Raw genomic sequence first — 16875 nt, forward strand, 5'->3', positions numbered from 1 at the left:
AGCAAATTTTACCGTCTATAATCCGTTCTGCAGCTGCTTGATTTCACTAAATTTATTAATTAGCTCACCATGAGCTTCATTACTCCCGTTAAATGGATTTAAGTCGTTCCTTTGGGTAAGCGAGTTAACTATGAGACGTCAGAAACAGAATGAGATTTCTTGCTGGGTATTAGGCTTTGTTGCCATGCTGCTTTTCTTTGTTGGGCCAGTATCGGCTGACGAAGACGATCCAGATCTACCTACTGCACGCTTTTTATATCAAACCACATTTGGTCCTACTCCTGCTTTAATCGACCAAGTCAACCAGACCAATTACTCGGACTGGATTTCAGAACAAATTCTTCTCCCACCGACTTATCACAGTGATCTTTACTTCACGCCCTTTAGTAAAGGGGCTCAAGCAAACCGTGAAAACGCTTGGTATCAAATCGCCCTCACCGCAGAGGATCAACTCAGACAACGCATGGCCTTTGCCCTTAGCCAAATCCTGGTTGTTTCTAAGCATGGTGGTATTCTGAGCAGCAAGCCTGAAGGTCTCGTGAATTATTATGATCTACTGGTTGAAAACGCGTTTGGGAACTACCGAGAGTTACTGCTAAAAACGGCAAAGCACCCTGTTATGGGGAACTATTTGTCGATGATGGGCAGCGCCAAAGAAAACGTAAACACTGGTGCGCTTCCAGACGAGAACTTTGCTCGCGAACTCATGCAGCTTTTCAGTATTGGTTTGTATCAGCTCAACCTAGACGGGAGCATTAAATACGATCAAAAAACGGGGCATGCTCTCGCAACTTACACGCAAACCGACATCCAAGAGCTAGCTCGTGCGCTAACTGGTTGGAATAAATCGGATACTGCGTTCGTTTTGCCGATGCGGGTAATTAAGAACCGCCATGATACGAATGAAAAAACGGTACTGGGCACTACCATTCCTGCAGGTCTAACCGCGGAGGAAGAGCTTGAGCGAGTGATCGATATTTTAATGAGCCACGATAATATTGCTCCTTTTGTCTCTAAGCTGCTCATCCAACGCTTTGTGACGTCAAACCCTACGCCGGGATACGTAGCCCGAGTAGCAACCGTGTTCAATAACAATGGCCACGGCACGAAAGGCGATCTTGATGCCGTTATTCGCGCTATCTTACTTGACGATGAGGCTCGGGGGCTGACTGAAGTTCGCCCTATCAAAGTGAAAGAGCCAATCTTAGTTCTTACCAATTTCCATCGTGCTGCGGGGTTCACGCTTAGTGCAGCACGATACGATGGCGCCGTTTCAGTGATGAACATCGCCAATCAAGGTCCGTTGCGCTCACCTTCTGTGTTTAACTTCTATTCACCCGATTACCAACCTTCGGCAGACTTTGTCTTTAACGGTATGGTTTCCCCTGAGTACGAGTTACTTGATTGGTCAGTTTACACAGAGTCCGTTAACTTCATGCTTTACAGTGTTCGTAAAGGAGAAGGTTCGACCTACACACTCGACATGACGGAGCTGTACGCGTTACTCGATGACCATGATACATTAGTTGAAGCCATCGATGCGCGCTTCTTTGCAAGTACAGCGTCACCACAGCTGCAACAAATCATGCATAACGCATTGAATGAGTACAAAACCAATTATGTTCCCACCACCAAACTTGCCTTAGTGATTTTCACCGCGATTTCTGGCAGCGAATTCTACATTCAAAATTAGGAGCGAATTATGAAACTATCACGACGCAATTTTATGAAAGGAACCGCTTCTCTGGGCGCATTCGCTTCCATTGGGCTTCCCGGCTATGCCTTGGCTTCACCAAGCAATGATTTTCGTGCTCTAATCTGCGTGTATTTAGATGGCGGCAATGATGCAATCAATACATTCTTACCTCTGTCTGATTTTCATTACGACCAATACGCGAATGTTAGAGGCAAACTTTCCGTCGCTAAAAACAGCATCATCCCAATCGAGTTGAATGCGGAAGACAGACAAGGAAATGATGTGCCGTTAGGCATGCACCCTAAGTTGGCTCGATTGACGGAGCTATTTGACAACGGAGATGCAACTGTCGTTCTTAATAGCGGAGTTCTCGAACAACCCATGACGAAGGGAATGATCGACGCGGGTGAAGTCCCGTTACCCCACCAGCTCTTCTCCCATAACTCACAAACCAATGCCTTGATGCGCGGCGGTATGAATTCGTTCGCTAACCTTGGTTGGGCTGGCAGAATGCTTGATGTGATGAGTTCACATTCGGACATCACGCCACTATACAGCGTACACGGTGATTCATTGTGGTTGCGCTCCCTTGAGCACCGACAAACGGTTCTTAAGAAAGACCGAGCGGTTCAATTGAGTGCGCTTGGGAACCCTCGATACAAAGAAGTGTACGACCAACTTCTTGCTACTTCTGCCAGTAACCCTTTCAGTGGTCATTTTAATCTGATGGTCGATGAGTCAATGACCATGAGCGGTGTGTTAGCAGAACAACTGCACAACGTAGAAAATGCCCCGTTGTTCACATCGACAACGCTCGGTAAACAGATGCAAACGGTCTACAAGTTGATCGCAAGCCAAAGCCATTTAAGCCAGCAGCGACAAGTTTTCTTTGTAAAACATACGGGATATGACGTTCATGATTCTCAGCTTTCCAAACACCCTGCGTTACTTGGCGATCTAGCCACCAATCTATTGGCCATGTATCGTGCAATAGATGCTTTGGGCATGCGTGACAATGTCACTACATTTACCATGTCTGACTTTGGCCGCCGGATGACAAACAACGGAAATGGTACCGATCACGGCTGGGGTGGACATCAGCTGGTTATGGGTGGTGCGGTAAATGGCTCGAAGCCGATTGGCACTTGGCCTGAATTGGTATTAGGTGGAGAGGATGATTATTCGAAAGGGCGTTTGATTCCTAAAATCGGAACCGACCAAGTAGGCTCAACTCTAGCCCAATGGATGGGGATTACCGATGGTGCAGCGTTAGATTACGTGTTCCCTAACATTCGAAATTTCTCGTCACCAAACCTTGGTTTTATGTCTTAGTACCTTTGGAACTAGAAACTAAAAAGGGAGCGTTATGCTCCCTTTTCCTATGATGCTAATACAAGCGCTTATGCGTCTTCACCACGAGGGCGTTCGTTACATAGCTTGATTGCTCGCTCTAAAAGCTCAAGTGCTGTCTTATCGCTTTCAGGTAGCGCTGCGTCACTTTCAGCAATAGGCGTTACGCGGTCACCCCATTTCAGTACCGCTGCACCCCATGTCAAACCAGCACCGAACGCTGCTAATAGCATGTTGTCGCCTGGCTTAACACGGCCTTGTTCTAGCGCTTCACACAGTGCAATTGGCACAGTCGCAGCCGAAGTGTTGCCGTAGTTTTGGATGTTCACAAACGCTTTTTCTTGTGGAATACCAGAAAGGTCACACAGCGTTTGGATAATACGGATGTTTGCTTGGTGTGGGATTACCACGTCGATTTGATCTGTGGTTAGTTGAGAAGCTTTCAGAACCGTTTTCGCAGCCAGACCCATGCCTTTAACTGCTCGCTTGAAGATCTCTTGTCCGACAAAGTTGAAGTCCCAGTAACCGTTATCTTCAGCAAAGCGATCCATACATGTACCAAACTTAGGCACGGAAAGAATGTCACGACCTTTCGCGTCACAACCAATTTGTGATTGCAGTAGACCGGTTTCTTGTTCTGTACGAGTCAGAACAACTGCCCCTGCACCATCGCCGAACAGTACAGCAGTGTCACGCATTGCCCAGTCAATGTAGAAAGACAGACGCTCAGCACCAATAATGATCGCGTTACGGTAGTTACCTGATTGAATCAAACGTGTGCCAGTTTCTAGGCCATACACAAAGCCAGTACATGCTGCGTTTAAATCGAATGCGGCAGCAGAACGGATACCAAGGTTCTGTTGTACTTTAGACGCAATGTTTGGGATAAGTGAATCAGGAGAGCATGTCGCAACAATGATTAGGTCGATGTCACTCGCTTCTACACCCGCACGGGCCATCGCATGTTGCGCAGCGACCGTTGCCATATCCGACGTGTTTACGTGGCTAATGCGACGGTTTTCGATACCAGTACGGGTGCGAATCCATTCATCTGAAGTTTCAAGGAAAGTGCTAAGGTCATCGTTAGAGAGCGTAGCTGGTGGAAGACATTTTCCCCAACCGGTAATTTCAGCGTAGTAATTTGTCATCGCAGACCTATTTATTGTTGTATTTTAATGAAATTTCTTAGAACCTGTTCGGGTCCAAATACAGACTTGCCGTCTTATATTTCGGCAGGCTAAAAAATAAGTATACAAATTATGAGGCTGACTGGTAAGTCATGTTTTCATGAAGTTGTCATAAAGGAAGAAGTCATGTCATCGTTTAAAACTCGTTGTCCGTCTTGTGGCGGTTTAAATCGTGTCCCTAATGAGCGAGTTGCAGAAGCTGCTAGCTGTGGTAAATGCAAGAACGCTCTATTTGATGGTTCACCGGTAGAAGGCACTATCGATAACTTTTCGGTGCTGCTAGAGAGCAACACGCCGGTTGTGGTCGATTTTTGGGCACCGTGGTGTAACCCTTGTGTTGGTTTTGCTCCTGTTTTTGAGGATGTCGCGCAAGAACAGACCGGAAACGCACGTTTTGTCAAGATTGATACCGAAGCGCAACAACAGTTGGCAGCGCAATTTGGTATTCGTAGTATCCCAACCATTATGGTTTTTAAGAACGGCCAACGCGTCGACATGATCAACGGCGCCCTACCAAAAACTCAATTTGATCAGTGGTTAAATCAAGCACTTAGCAAATAAATCTCTTCGCCAGCCTTATTCTTAGGCTGGCGTTTTTATTCAGCTTTTCTTCATAGAATTTCGATAAATTTCTTTTGTCGAAACGACACAAATATATCATTTTACTTGCCTATTAATTAGCCTCATATTCGCGCCGAACAAACCCTGATTTTCAATTAACTTATAGGCGCAAAACATTGGAAAACACAGCCATTCCTTCAGTATCACCACGAGTCACAGTTCCAGTCGTAGCACTGTCTCTTTATGCAGTGGCATCAGGCTATTTGATGAGCTTGATCCCTCTTATGCTTGGTGAATACAACATCTCTGCTGATTACGCGAGTTGGTTGGCGAGTGTGTTTTATGGTGGCCTATTAGTTGGTGCTATTTTCTTTGAGCGTATTGTTCGTAGTGTTGGACACCGTAAAGCGTTTGTTGGCTGTTTGGCGACCTTCTCACTGACGATCGTTGCCCTTCCACTTATTCCAAATGGCATGGTATGGCTCGCTGCACGTTTCATCGCAGGTATGGCGGTTGCTGGCGTATTTGTGATTGTGGAATCATGGTTGATGTCCGGCGATGAGTCTTCTCGCGCAAAACGCTTAAGCCTTTACATGCTATCTCTATACGGTGGCTCTGCTCTTGGTCAGTTTGGTATTGGTATCCTTGGTGTAAGTGGCGGCGTTCCTTTTGTTGCGATCACCACTCTGATCCTAATGGCAATTCTGGTTTTGCTTTTTATTGATTGCGAACAGCCAAACAGCCATGAATCAACAGCACTATCGTTTAAGCAAATTTCTAAGCTAAGCCACGCAGCCATCATTGGTTGCATTGTTTCTGGTTTAACTTTGGGTGCAATCTACGGCCTAATGCCAGTAGAGCTTGCAAACCGTAAGATTAGCCACCAAGACATTGGTACGTTAATGGCGCTTGTGATCCTTGGCGGTATGCTGGTTCAACCTATGGTTACCACGTTAAACAAATACATGGCTCGTACTGTATTGATGGCGTTTTTCTGTATCCTTGGTATTTTTTCTATCGGCCTGACTTTTGTATCTTCATCAGCGGTAGTACTTGCAGCGGCACTGTTCCTATTGGGCATGGCGACATTTGCACTATACCCAATCGCAATTAATCTGGGTTGTGAAGGATTAGACGAGCGTTTCATCGTATCTGCAACGCAAGTTATGTTGTTCAGTTACAGCGTAGGTTCAGTGGCTGGCCCAGTGGTTGCTGATAAATTCATGGGTCAAATGCACGGACTGTTGGGTTACTTGTTCGCCGCACTGCTTGCAACTTGTATCTACATGCTAATCGCGGCAACTAAGTCAAAACATCAAATGGCGGCAGGTTTGTAATTTATAACCTCTCCCAACAAGACAAAACGAGGGTTCATGCCCTCGTTTTTTGATCTATCTCTTCGATTCATTATTTCATGTCACCTATTCACTTCAAAAGAAACCCGCATCGCTCTTTAGCGCTGGTTTTCTAATAGCTTTTTACGATAACGTGTTGGCGACGTCCCATAAAATTTTTTAAATCGATGCGTGAAGTTGTAAGGGTCTCTATAGCCCAATCGGTTTGCTATCATGGCGACCGACCAAGCTGGGTACTGTAACAAATCCGCCGCTTTGTGCATGCGAAGCTCAATTAACTTACTCCTTGGACTCATGTTGAATAGTTGCTTGGAAAGCCGATTAAATTGTTCTTCGCTGATAAAACAACGCTTGGCCATCTCAGCAATTGTCCAAGGTAAATGCAGTTGCCCCTCAACCTCATTAAACAGCGTTTGAACACGCGAGAGCGAACTGCTGATCGGTGTTTCTACACTCTTCACCAATCGTTGAACCTCACTAATCAATAACTGACGAAAACCCGTCCTCCCGCCGATTTCTCCATAGAGTAAGCTCATCAGTGACCAGATCTGTTCTGCTCCGCGAAAAGGGATAATAGTTTGTCCAAGGTTATAAAGGTGCTGCCAAAGCTCAGTATCTTGTGGCAGGAGCCAAATCATCTTCCAATGACCTTTGTTTGGATTCATCTCAAAACGAAAACAGGTATCCACTGGCAAAATAGTCAACGTATAAGGTTCAATTTCTTTGACGAAATCAGGCGTAATAAGTACACCGCCACCTTCAACCGTAAACAGCAAGGTGTGCACGCCAACTTTGTTCCGCTCAACGCGATAACCATCATGCAGTTCAGCTAACCCGCCCATAAGAATATCCGCCCGACGCCATTCCGGAATCTCGGTTAACGTGAGAAATCGCTCTTTACAAGCAGGAGCAAGGTACGTGTCATCATGCCATTCTGTTTTGGAGGAAAATTGCTCAATGACGGATTTGCACAGGTTTTGTGATTTTTCGAACATGTTTTTATTTTCCTATTGGCTTTATATTTCTTCCCGAATTGAGGAGTAACTATGATGAACGATATTGGAATCAAAAATAGAGAAAAACCTATATCTAGCAGGCTATTAAAGCAGATTATCCGATTAGGCTTCCCTGTCGCGATCCAGAGTGCATTGGTAGCGATACTTGCATTAGCCGATGTTCTCATGGTTAGTGACTTTGGTAAAGAAGCAACGGCAGCTGTGGGAATTGCATCAAAATGGCATTTTGTCGCCATTATGATCATGGCGGGTTTAGCATCAGCAAATGGCACGCTTGTCGCGCAATATTGGGGACGTGAAGATGCGGTCAGTGCAAAAACAGTCACTGGCATTGCCATTCGTTTTGGCTTAAAAGTTTTGATTCCTGTCACGCTGATTATCACGCTTGGAAGTGAATTGATCATGCGTTTGCAAACTAACGACACTCAGGTGATTGAACTTGGCTCGATTTACCTTTGGTATGCGTTCCCTGTTTTGTTGCTGACTCATATCATTATTGTATTAGAAGCGAGCATGCGCTCTTCAGGTGACACTGTCACTCCTTTATTAATGGGAGGCGTCACCATCATATTGAATATTGCGCTTAACTTTTGGCTTATCAAAGGTGGCTTCGGCATTCCGGCTATGGGGGTGGCAGGTGCGGCATTAGCGACGACGATTTCTCGTTTGTTCCAAGTCTTTGCCATGCTCGGTTACATGCGCTGGCGCAAACATTGGTTACTGGAGGTTCAAGAAGGCTCTGAGCGCCCTTCGCTGTGGCTTTCGTACCGTCGATTAGCACTACCAATGACGCTAGGCGCATTGTTGTGGGCGATTGGCACTATGGTGTATCAGATGATTTTTGGACACATGGGTACAACGGAGCTTGCGGTATTCAGTATGTTGGGGCCGTTTGAATCTTTGTGTTACTCGATCTTCTTTGGCATCTCAGTCGCGTGCTCGGTAATGATTGGCCAATCTCTGGGCCGTGATGCTTTTGAACAAGCCGAGTACATGGCGCGCTTTTTTATTAAAGCGGTTTTCGTATTTGGTATTTCGATTGGCACCTTGCTGCTGCTCAATCGTGAATTGATCATTGCGGCTTTAAACTTGGACAACCCTGAGCTTTACCCACTAGCAGCGCCAGCAGTTGCCATCCTTTGCAGTGCAATTTGGCTGCGAATGCTCAACATGATCATCATTAACGGCATTATCCGCGCCGGTGGCGACAACGTGTTTTGCCTACGAATGGACTTTATTGCAATGTGGATGACTGGGCTGCCACTTTGTGCCACTGCAGCATTTGTACTGGGTTGGGAGTTCAAATACGTCTATGGGTTAATGATTGTGGAAGAAGTCGTTAAACTGGCGTTGTGCTATCACCGATACACCAAAAAATATTGGATTAAGAACTTAACGGTGGTGACAACTTCTTAAGTCATTTTTTAAGCTCAGTTTTCTTCGCTTCGCGCTCCGTACTCATGCGTTTATGGCGATTAGATGCGTTGGCAGCAGGCTTATCAGGTACCTCCCGCTTCTCATGTAACAGGTGTCGAATCGCTAAGATTGGATGCTTTAGCAGCATTCTCGGCCCCGAGTAACGCATTACTAAACGCATTTGCTCTTTAGGCTCGGGCTTGTAGCAATGAATTGGGCATTGGTTGCAAGTCGGCTTGTCTTCTCCGTAAGGGCAACGATCAAGCCGTACTTCCGCATACTCTAACAATTCGCGACATTCTGAGCATAACTCGCCTCTCGTGCCATGGTGATCTTTACAATAGACCTCTACCATCGCCTTGACGGTTTTAAATTCTGTGGCGAGTTTGCCTAATAAAATGTCGCTCATTTTTTTCCCCAAGCTAACGCGCCGTTGATTGCTGCATCTTAATCGAAGCTTATCTGGTTACAACTTCATGGTGTACAGTTGCAGATTCCGACCATTATCGTAAGTCTGCTCGACGCGTTCAAACTGAAACCCCAATTTTTCTAGCAAACTTATACTACGAATATTGTCATTATTGGTGATGGCGACCAAGTTTTCTATTTTCATTTCGTCACGAGCAAAATCCACAACGACACGAGCGGCTTCTGCAGCGTAGCCTTTACCATAAGCGCTCGGTAAGTAACCGTAGCCAATATCAAACACGGTTAATGTGTCACGCTTTACCAAACCACAAATACCGATGGGTTGTTGTTCGTGCTTGGTTTCTACCACCAGCAAGCTGACTCCTTTCAGCTCTTGCATGCGTAGCATGTTGTCTTCGATATAACGCTCAGCTTCTTCTAGGGTTCGAATTTGTTTGTCACCAACGAAGCGATAAAAATCCGGTTGGTTATAGAGTTCTAAAATAAACGGCGCATCTTCTACACTGACAAGACGCAGTGTGAGGCGCTCAGTAATAAGTGTTTTCATAGGGAATCCATTAGGGTTGTAACTTGACGGAAAAATCACTATCCTGCTCCGCTAAATTAAAGGACCAACACCATGAACCGCAAGAAGAAAATCAACTCGATCTTAAAAGCGAAGTTGAAAAAACAAAATGCAAAGCTTCATAAGAGCAACAAGCCTCGCTACATCTCAAAAGCAGAACGCGCGAAGATGGAAGCCGAAGAGCAAGCAAATGAGCAAACTTCACAAGTAGCTGAAGAGACTCAGGCAACAGATGAAGCATAAAAGAAAAGCCGCATAACGCGGCTTTTCTTTTACTTGTACTTGTCTTCGCACTTAAAAATTAGACTTTAAAGTATCTCAGTTGATCATGAAGAATCTCTGAGGTTGCCGCTAAGTGCTGGCTTTCCTCTGCAAGCATTTGCGACGCTTCTTTCACTTCATTTGCCGCTAGGTGAATGGTCGTGACATTTTGTGTCATCTCGTTCGCCACTAAGCCTTGCTGCTCTGACGCTGCGGCAATCTGAGCCACCATATCATTCGAACGTATCAACTCCTCAACCATGGTTTCTAATTGCGTTTGCGTAGATTGTGATATGCCGACACTCAGCTCCACTTTTGCATTGCTGCGCTCCATCGCTTTGACGGTACGCTCCGTACGCTCAATCAGTGAATCGATTGTCTGTTGAACTTCGTCGGTCGATTGTTGTGTGCGACTCGCAAGGTTTCGTACCTCATCGGCAACAACGGCAAATCCACGGCCCTGCTCACCTGCACGTGCTGCTTCAATCGCTGCATTTAGAGCAAGCAAGTTTGTTTGCTCAGAAACCTCTCGAATCACACTTACAACCGCTCGGATTTCATTCACACCCGCTTGAAGCTCTGCGACCATCTGGTCCGCAGCGGCGATGTCTTGAGAAACTTCAGCAATGGTTTGTGAGGTTTGCTGCATGTCTTTCCCGCTTTGCTCGGCATGGTTGGTTACAAGTGCCGTGCTGTGCGCTGTATTCTCTGCATTGTTGGCGACATCTGAAATGGTGGTACTCATTTCCGTCATTGCTGTTGAAAGTTGCTCTAATTGTGCATGCTGACTGTTTACACTGGTTGCAGCCTCTTCACTTGCTTGTGCAATGCTTTGTGCCATATTGGCAGACTGCTGCGCAGATTCATGGGCCGCGAGTAAAGTCCCTTGTAGCTTTTCTAGCATACGATCAATCTCGTTACTCATCTCACCCAGCTCATCTTTACGAGATGCATTTAGGCGCACAGTGAGATCACCATCGGCAATTTTGTGGGTGTTGCTGATCAGTCTTTGAAGAGGATCGATGATGTTACTTGAAATGATGTAACCGAGAACCGCTAGCGCACCAATTAATACCGTAGCGATGATTGCCTCTTTGACCGCTTCTTTGTAAAAGGCTTCTTGAATATCGGCAACAAGGATGCCTGAACCAACGATCCATTGCCACTCAGGGTAGATTTGTACGTAGGAGATCTTATCTTTCAATTTTCCTTCTGGGCTTTTCCAGTGGTAATCCAAAAAGCCTGAACGCGTAGTTTTGGCTATCTGAGCCATTTCACGCCAGTGGAACTTACCTGCACCATCTTTAAAGTTGCTCGCATCCGCACCGTTGAGATCAGGCTTAGTCGGATGAAGCAAGACTTTGAGTTCAGGCGTCAGTACCCAGAAGTAGTTGTTGCTGTCATAGCGCAATGTTTGGATCGCATTCAGCGCTTGTTGTTTTGCATCCTCAATCCCCAACTCATTCCGCTGCTGGTAGTAATGGTCAATCAAGCTAATGGCAACTTCAACTTGTGCACTAAGTTTGCCCTCTCGTTCGCTTAACGAGTTTTTACGTTGTTCGTTTAAGTTGTATACGCAAGCCGCAATCAGAAGGAATGCAGAGAAAATAACAAGCGCAAGCAGCTTGTTTCTAACGGATAGGTTACTAAGTTTCATAATTAAGCCATTTTTATTGTGTTTTCCAACTGGAAAGCAAAATCTATAAAACAACCAGATACTTATCCTGATGCATATCAATTTTTTTAATATTTGTTATCGCGAAGTATCTTACCTGCTTACGCGCTCACATTATTATGCGTTGCGGTTATTATGAAAGCAGCCAATATAGCCAAATCCATCACTTATTACGTTTTTACGCACCTGTTACTCATCACTCAAATTACAACCTGTTAACGTCGATTATTGCACCATTTTGGACGCAATTAACTTAACCACCCGCGGATACAAACATTCGTTCAACACTGCGACAAACGCCGCGTAACACTTATGCTCCGTAGCGTGAGTTATTCCCAATTATTGGACATTGCTGTTTCTTATAAAATGGAATGTGAACAAGGATAAGTATTTTTTCCTTCAATACCGAAACAATAGAAGTCCCTGTTTCTAATAAGGAATTTAAACATGTTGTATCTTGAGTTTCTATTTTTGCTCGTGATGCTGTATATCGGCTCACGGTATGGCGGCATTGGTCTTGGTGTCGTTTCTGGTATTGGCCTGGTGATTGAGGTTTTCATCTTCAAGATGCCTCCAACGTCTCCGCCAGTGACCGTAATGCTGATCATCCTCGCGGTGGTCACTTGTGCCTCCATTCTTGAAGCCGCAGGTGGCTTAAAATACATGTTGCAGGTGGCAGAACGCGTACTACGTAAGAACCCCAAGCGCGTCACTCTTATTGCACCGTTCGTAACTTACTTTATGACCTTCCTACTTGGCACTGGTCACGCGGTTTACTCCATCATGCCAATCATTGGCGACGTTGCGCTGAAAAACGGCATTCGCCCTGAGCGTCCGATGGCTGCGGCATCCGTTGCCTCTCAAATCGCCATTACAGCATCACCGATTTCGGCGGCAGTGGTTTACTACCTAGCGCAGCTTTCTGACATTCAACACGAAATTACCTTACTATCGATTCTTCTTGTCACAGTGCCTGCGACCTTGTTCGGTACATTGCTGATGTCTCTTTACAGCTTGAAACGCGGCAAAGAGCTTGAAGACGATGAAGAGTATCAAGAGCGTCTGAAAGATCCGGTTTGGCGCGACAAGATCTTAAACACAACGGCAACCTCTTTGGATGAAGTACTGCCGTCTAGTGCTCGTAACTCTGTTCTGCTGTTCATCCTATCGATTCTTGTGATTGTCGTTATCGCGATGTGGCCAGAAGTCCGTACCATCGCTGAAGGCTCCAAGCCAATCAGTATGGCAGTTGTGATTCAAATGATGATGCTCTGCTTCGGCGGTATCATTTTGCTAGCGACTAAGACCGATCCTCGCAACGTACCAAATGGCGTGGTGTTCAAATCAGGTATGGTGGCAGCGATTGCGATCTTCGGTATTGCATGGATGTCAGATACCTACTTCCAATACGCAATGCCTCAGTTTAAGTCAGGCATCGTAGAGATGGTAACCAACTACCCTTGGACATTCGCACTAGCACTATTCATTGTGTCTGTTGTGGTGAACTCTCAAGCAGCGACAGCTCGTATGATGTTACCGGTCGGTTTAGGTTTAGGTTTGGAGCCTGCACTGCTTATCGGCTTGATGCCAGCGGTTTACGGCTACTTCTTTATTCCAAACTACCCTTCAGATATCGCGACTGTGAACTTCGATACCTCAGGTACTACTAAGATTGGCAAGTGGTACTTCAACCACTCATTCATGTCTGTGGGTTTAATCGGCGTGATTGGTGCGTGTTGTTTGGGTTACTTGCTAGGGCAAATGATCATTCCGTCATAACCTATTCATTAGACAGAATATGGGGCGAGTCATTGTACGTTTGCGTACAGCCTGAAGTGACTCGCCCTTTCTTCTTTCTCGAAGCTATACCGTGAGGAGAGATTAAAGAAGAAAGTCCTCATCGACAGCAACAAAGTTGTCCGCGCAATCAATCAAGGTTTGGGAAGTTAACTTTGGTACGCCATACACTGTGACTTTCTTGTTAAAGCGTTGCTGAATCCGTTCCACCAACAGACTGAAATCACCGTCGCCAGACACCAAAATCACTTCATCCACTTCAGGGGCAATTTCAATCGCATCTAGCGTGATACCCACATCCCAGTCACCTTTAGCACTGCCGTCACGGCGCTGAATGTAAGGCTTGAGCATCACCTCAAAGCCAACACCACGCAAAATATGGTGGAACTGGCGTTGCTTAGGATCGTTACTCGCAATTGCATAAGCTCGTGCACTCACCACTTCTTTCCCTTGTGTCGCGACATACCAAAACTGGTTGTAATCAAAATTGCTGCGGTACGCTTCACGACAGGTGTAGTACACGTTTTGTACATCGACCAAGATTGCGATCTTTTGTTTGCTTTCAGAATTCATCTATTTAATACGCTTTATTTGTTTGTCGCATACCCTATGCCACTTTGCACCAAAGCACAATGAGCTAATTCCACTAAACTTACCGTATAACTTGGTATTCGCGTTACTAGGAGTGAAGCCATGAGTAAGACAATCATTGCCCTGTTGCTTTCATGCCTCATATCGAGCCCGGTATTTGGCTATCCAGCGCATGCCCAATACTGGCCGCATCGTAGCGTGTTGTATTTTGCGCCTGCTAATGACGACCACGTTAAACAGTTTTTGCTTGAGGCCCTCATGAATGAATGTGAATTGGAAGATCGCGACGTGATCACTTTAGTGATTGCTGAGGACGGTTTTACTGAACCTTCATGGTTAAAAGAAGAGTTCGATTTGAAAATGCTGGCCGCTCTCTACGAAGTCAAAGCAGGTCAACACACTGCGATTCTTTTGGGTAAAGATGGCGAAGAGAAACACCGCTGGGGAGCGAAGACCGATTGGCAATTCATCAACAACCTTATCGATGAAATGCCAATGCGGAAAAGAGAGATGCAACAGAAACGCAATCCTTGCGCGATTTAGTATTAAGCGAAAAGGCCATTGTTATCGTCCAAACCAATCCAGTTTGTTTTGCAGCTGTGTCACACTTCCCACCACAATCAGTGCAGGACTCACTGCTCGCTCTGCCATGCTAGAAAGTTCATTCAACTTACCTTGGAACACTCGTTGTTCTGGGCGCGTGCCATTCTCAATGATTGCGCATGACATTTCTGGGTCTAATCCATGTGTGATCAGCTTGTCCATAATATGACCGCTTTGCTTCAAACCCATATAAAAAACAAGCGTGTTGTTTGACTGCGCTAGCGAGTGCCATTCAATCTCACGACCATCTTTTTGTACATGACCAGTGATAAATTGAACGCTTTGCGCATGGTCGCGGTGTGTTAATGGAATACCGGCGTAAGCCGTTGCACCCGCTGCCGCTGTGATACCTGGAACTACTTCGTATTTGATGCCAAATTCCGCTAATTCTTCTAGCTCTTCACCACCACGGCCAAAGATAAATGAATCGCCGCCCTTCAGACGTACAACACGCTTACCCTCTTGCGCTTTTTGCACCAAGATTTGATTGATTTGATCTTGAGGCACACAGTGAAAGTCTAATTTTTTGCCTACGTAGATCATCTCTGCTGATGCATGAGCCAATTCAAGAATGTCTTTCGACACCAAACGGTCGTACACAACAACTTCAGCCGCTTGAATGGCTTTTAAGCCTTTTACTGTGAGCAAGTCAGGATCACCAGGACCTGCACCAACAAGAGAAACAAAGCCGCTGTTTAAAGATGAGTGAGCAGTAGTCATATCAACGCCTATCGAAAAATTTAGATATAAAGAGAGACTCTTGGCAAAGAAGCGCTTTTTATAGCCAAATAGCTTATTCGTAGATGGGAACGAGATTCCCTACTCTGTCGTTCCTCCATCTAGGGGGGAATGACAGGCTTTTCGCTTTGCTCGTTATCGCATTAGATGAGCAGTCTTTGTTGAATTGCTCCTATATGAGTCATTCCCGAAAGCGACGAAGGAGCGTAGTCGGGAATCTCTCGGTTCAAGTCCAAAGAGAGTCCCGACTCGTTCATTACCTAATATTGGTAATAAACCTCGATTACTTAGCCATTGCAGGTTGTGCTTTTACTTCTTCTTCAGCGTTGATAGAAGGCGCAGTTTTTGCGTGAGTTAGGTACAGTGGAATACAAGTCATTACTAGACCACCAACAATGTTACCTAGGATGGTAGGGATAAGGTTGAAGTTCAACCAAGTCGCGATACCAAAATCCGCACCTAGAATCATACCTAGTGGGAATAGGAACATGTTTACTACCGTGTGCTCAAATACTAGTGCGAAGAAGATGAAGATTGGGAACCACATCATTGCTACGCGACCAGACACTGAACGTGCAGTCATGTTGCCGATAACGCCTAGACACACCATTAAGTTACAGAAGATGCCGCGTACGAAACACGTGATCCATCCGTCCATACCCATGTTTTCAAAACCAAGGCTACGTGCGGTAGAAACAGCGATGAATTTCTTCGCTACTGCGTTCAGTTCTAGAGAGAAGTTACCTGTTAGTGAGATAGCCACAAGGTAAGCAACGATTAGAGAACCGATAAGGTTACCCAAGCCTACAAGCCCCCAACAACGGAAGATACGACCCCAAGTGATACCAGGACGGTTTGCAAACTTAGCCAGAGGCGCTAGACCAAAAACACCTGTTACTAGGTCGTAACCCATCACACTTAGAATCACGAAACCAACTGGGAAAACAAGTGCACCCACGATGCCAATACCGGTTTGAACCATAGTGGTAATAGCAACAACAACCGCTAGCGATAGGATGATACCCGCCATAGTACCGCGAAGTAACAAATCGCGAGTGCTAGTGTTGGTTTTCGCTTCACCCACGTTGATCATGGTTTGAACGAATTCTGCAGGCTTATAATCAGTAGACATGAATGTGTCCTTATTCAAAAGTGAAAGTTAAAAATTAAAGATTGAATAGAGAAAGGCTTGCCGCTGAGTAACACCTAGCTTCCCTGTCCCCGCAGATGAACCACGGAAAGCCTTTACCTATTAAATCTAGATTTCAGTTCATTCCCTCCCCCTTAGAGGAGGGAATGGAAACCAAGCTTATGCAGAAATTTCTACTTCGCCGTTGGTTACGCGCGTTTTGTACGCTTTCACGCTAAAACGCTCGTCTTCCATGCACGCACCTGTTGTCAGGTTAAAGCGTTGCTTCTTAAGTGGGCTTGCCACCCAAAGCTCGCCTTGGTGCTCACAGATCAAACCGCGAGAAAGCACGTTTGATTGGAAGAACGGGTCTGTGTTGCTGATCGCCAACACTTCTTCTGCTTGTGTTGGGCGGAATACCGCAACTTGCTGACCATCAACCAGTGCACAAACACCCGTGCCCGGTACGATGTCGCTGATTTGGCAAATCTTTTCAAATGACATAA

General features: G+C 45.7%; 17 protein-coding genes. 8 read left to right on the forward strand and 9 right to left on the reverse strand.

The genetic code is table 11. From position 1 onward, the window contains the following. Nucleotides 1-130 precede the first annotated feature (130 nt). Together GXP65_RS00750 and GXP65_RS00755 are read left to right on the forward strand one after the other, a co-directional pair. Nucleotides 131-1693 (forward strand): DUF1800 domain-containing protein, encoded by a 1563-nt coding sequence (locus GXP65_RS00750; protein ID WP_162091735.1) that lies wholly within the window; start codon nucleotides 131-133, stop codon nucleotides 1691-1693. A gap of 9 nt (nucleotides 1694-1702) precedes the next feature. Next, nucleotides 1703-3028 (forward strand): DUF1501 domain-containing protein, encoded by a 1326-nt coding sequence (locus tag GXP65_RS00755; protein WP_162091736.1) that lies wholly within the window; start codon nucleotides 1703-1705, stop codon nucleotides 3026-3028. A gap of 68 nt (nucleotides 3029-3096) precedes the next feature. On the opposite strand, the gene GXP65_RS00760 is transcribed toward GXP65_RS00755, so the two are convergent. Beyond that, nucleotides 3097-4194 carry a ketoacyl-ACP synthase III gene (locus GXP65_RS00760; protein ID WP_045367854.1) on the reverse strand — a complete coding sequence of 366 codons (1098 nt, stop codon included), beginning with the start codon at nucleotides 4192-4194 and terminating at the stop codon, nucleotides 3097-3099. A gap of 165 nt (nucleotides 4195-4359) precedes the next feature. Here GXP65_RS00760 and trxC point away from each other — a divergent pair, with 165 nt between their 5' ends. Continuing rightward, a complete protein-coding gene (gene trxC / locus GXP65_RS00765) occupies nucleotides 4360-4794 on the forward strand; it encodes a thioredoxin TrxC (RefSeq protein ID WP_021018240.1) in 435 nt (144 codons plus the stop codon). Between the two features lie 176 nt (nucleotides 4795-4970). After that, nucleotides 4971-6131: an MFS transporter gene (locus tag GXP65_RS00770; protein ID WP_005427080.1), complete on the forward strand. Its 1161-nt coding sequence runs from the start codon at nucleotides 4971-4973 to the stop codon at nucleotides 6129-6131. Nucleotides 6132-6247: 116 nt separating this feature from the next. Here the strand turns inward: GXP65_RS00770 and GXP65_RS00775 are convergent, their stop codons facing one another. Beyond that, complete coding sequence (locus GXP65_RS00775; protein WP_045367858.1) at nucleotides 6248-7144, reverse strand: AraC family transcriptional regulator; 897 nt, start codon at nucleotides 7142-7144, stop codon at nucleotides 6248-6250. A 51-nt stretch (nucleotides 7145-7195) separates the two neighbouring features. Between GXP65_RS00775 and GXP65_RS00780 the strand changes: the two genes are divergently transcribed. After that, entirely contained in the window at nucleotides 7196-8581 is a 1386-nt protein-coding gene (locus tag GXP65_RS00780) for an MATE family efflux transporter (RefSeq protein ID WP_162091737.1), read from the forward strand. A 1-nt stretch (nucleotide 8582) separates the two neighbouring features. Here GXP65_RS00780 and GXP65_RS00785 read toward each other — a convergent pair whose 3' ends face one another. Continuing rightward, nucleotides 8583-8990, reverse strand: a complete 408-nt coding sequence (locus GXP65_RS00785) for a nitrous oxide-stimulated promoter family protein (protein ID WP_045367861.1) — start codon at nucleotides 8988-8990, stop codon at nucleotides 8583-8585. A 57-nt stretch (nucleotides 8991-9047) separates the two neighbouring features. After that, nucleotides 9048-9557, reverse strand: coding sequence for a GNAT family N-acetyltransferase (locus GXP65_RS00790; RefSeq protein ID WP_162091738.1), 510 nt, complete (start codon nucleotides 9555-9557; stop codon nucleotides 9048-9050). Between the two features lie 72 nt (nucleotides 9558-9629). On the opposite strand from GXP65_RS00790, the gene GXP65_RS00795 reads away from it, so the two are divergent. After that, nucleotides 9630-9818: a DUF2986 domain-containing protein gene (locus GXP65_RS00795; protein ID WP_005427046.1), complete on the forward strand. Its 189-nt coding sequence runs from the start codon at nucleotides 9630-9632 to the stop codon at nucleotides 9816-9818. 58 nt (nucleotides 9819-9876) lie between these two features. Here GXP65_RS00795 and GXP65_RS00800 read toward each other — a convergent pair whose 3' ends face one another. Further along, nucleotides 9877-11493, reverse strand: a complete 1617-nt coding sequence (locus tag GXP65_RS00800) for a methyl-accepting chemotaxis protein (RefSeq protein WP_162091739.1) — start codon at nucleotides 11491-11493, stop codon at nucleotides 9877-9879. 465 nt (nucleotides 11494-11958) lie between these two features. Between GXP65_RS00800 and GXP65_RS00805 the strand changes: the two genes are divergently transcribed. Further along, nucleotides 11959-13290, forward strand: a complete 1332-nt coding sequence (locus tag GXP65_RS00805) for an anaerobic C4-dicarboxylate transporter (protein ID WP_162091740.1) — start codon at nucleotides 11959-11961, stop codon at nucleotides 13288-13290. 102 nt (nucleotides 13291-13392) lie between these two features. Here the strand turns inward: GXP65_RS00805 and GXP65_RS00810 are convergent, their stop codons facing one another. Further along, entirely contained in the window at nucleotides 13393-13881 is a 489-nt protein-coding gene (locus tag GXP65_RS00810; RefSeq protein WP_005427009.1) for an NYN domain-containing protein, read from the reverse strand. Between the two features lie 120 nt (nucleotides 13882-14001). On the opposite strand from GXP65_RS00810, the gene GXP65_RS00815 reads away from it, so the two are divergent. Beyond that, nucleotides 14002-14442 (forward strand): DUF4174 domain-containing protein, encoded by a 441-nt coding sequence (locus tag GXP65_RS00815; protein WP_005427007.1) that lies wholly within the window; start codon nucleotides 14002-14004, stop codon nucleotides 14440-14442. A 21-nt stretch (nucleotides 14443-14463) separates the two neighbouring features. On the opposite strand, the gene cobA is transcribed toward GXP65_RS00815, so the two are convergent. The 3 genes from cobA to nirD form a co-directional block, all read right to left on the reverse strand. Continuing rightward, the gene (gene cobA / locus GXP65_RS00820; protein WP_162091741.1) at nucleotides 14464-15222 is read right to left on the reverse strand and encodes a uroporphyrinogen-III C-methyltransferase; all 759 of its coding nucleotides are present in this window, start codon (nucleotides 15220-15222) and stop codon (nucleotides 14464-14466) included. A gap of 301 nt (nucleotides 15223-15523) precedes the next feature. Continuing rightward, nucleotides 15524-16372, reverse strand: coding sequence for a formate/nitrite transporter family protein (locus tag GXP65_RS00825; RefSeq protein WP_038891276.1), 849 nt, complete (start codon nucleotides 16370-16372; stop codon nucleotides 15524-15526). 177 nt (nucleotides 16373-16549) lie between these two features. Then, nucleotides 16550-16873 (reverse strand): nitrite reductase small subunit NirD, encoded by a 324-nt coding sequence (gene nirD, locus GXP65_RS00830; RefSeq protein ID WP_005387969.1) that lies wholly within the window; start codon nucleotides 16871-16873, stop codon nucleotides 16550-16552. Nucleotides 16874-16875: the final 2 nt, after the last annotated feature.

Source organism: Vibrio sp. LB10LO1 (assembly GCF_010092875.1).
Classification (GTDB): Bacteria; Pseudomonadota; Gammaproteobacteria; order Enterobacterales; family Vibrionaceae; genus Vibrio; species Vibrio campbellii.

Excerpts from the sequence above, each read along its gene's own strand:
- GXP65_RS00805 (WP_162091740.1), top strand. The coding sequence starts at position 11,959 with ATGTTGTATCTTGAGTTTCTATTTTTGCTCGTGATGCTGTATATCGGC.
- trxC (WP_021018240.1), top strand. The coding sequence starts at position 4,360 with ATGTCATCGTTTAAAACTCGTTGTCCGTCTTGTGGCGGTTTAAATCGT.
- GXP65_RS00785 (WP_045367861.1), bottom strand. The coding sequence starts at position 8,990 with ATGAGCGACATTTTATTAGGCAAACTCGCCACAGAATTTAAAACCGTC.
- cobA (WP_162091741.1), bottom strand. The coding sequence starts at position 15,222 with ATGACTACTGCTCACTCATCTTTAAACAGCGGCTTTGTTTCTCTTGTT.
- GXP65_RS00780 (WP_162091737.1), top strand. The coding sequence starts at position 7,196 with ATGATGAACGATATTGGAATCAAAAATAGAGAAAAACCTATATCTAGC.
- GXP65_RS00790 (WP_162091738.1), bottom strand. The coding sequence starts at position 9,557 with ATGAAAACACTTATTACTGAGCGCCTCACACTGCGTCTTGTCAGTGTA.
- GXP65_RS00800 (WP_162091739.1), bottom strand. The coding sequence starts at position 11,493 with ATGAAACTTAGTAACCTATCCGTTAGAAACAAGCTGCTTGCGCTTGTT.
- GXP65_RS00825 (WP_038891276.1), bottom strand. The coding sequence starts at position 16,372 with ATGTCTACTGATTATAAGCCTGCAGAATTCGTTCAAACCATGATCAAC.
- GXP65_RS00815 (WP_005427007.1), top strand. The coding sequence starts at position 14,002 with ATGAGTAAGACAATCATTGCCCTGTTGCTTTCATGCCTCATATCGAGC.
- GXP65_RS00755 (WP_162091736.1), top strand. The coding sequence starts at position 1,703 with ATGAAACTATCACGACGCAATTTTATGAAAGGAACCGCTTCTCTGGGC.
- GXP65_RS00775 (WP_045367858.1), bottom strand. The coding sequence starts at position 7,144 with ATGTTCGAAAAATCACAAAACCTGTGCAAATCCGTCATTGAGCAATTT.
- GXP65_RS00810 (WP_005427009.1), bottom strand. The coding sequence starts at position 13,881 with ATGAATTCTGAAAGCAAACAAAAGATCGCAATCTTGGTCGATGTACAA.
- GXP65_RS00760 (WP_045367854.1), bottom strand. The coding sequence starts at position 4,194 with ATGACAAATTACTACGCTGAAATTACCGGTTGGGGAAAATGTCTTCCA.
- GXP65_RS00795 (WP_005427046.1), top strand. The coding sequence starts at position 9,630 with ATGAACCGCAAGAAGAAAATCAACTCGATCTTAAAAGCGAAGTTGAAA.
- nirD (WP_005387969.1), bottom strand. The coding sequence starts at position 16,873 with ATGTCATTTGAAAAGATTTGCCAAATCAGCGACATCGTACCGGGCACG.
- GXP65_RS00750 (WP_162091735.1), top strand. The coding sequence starts at position 131 with ATGAGACGTCAGAAACAGAATGAGATTTCTTGCTGGGTATTAGGCTTT.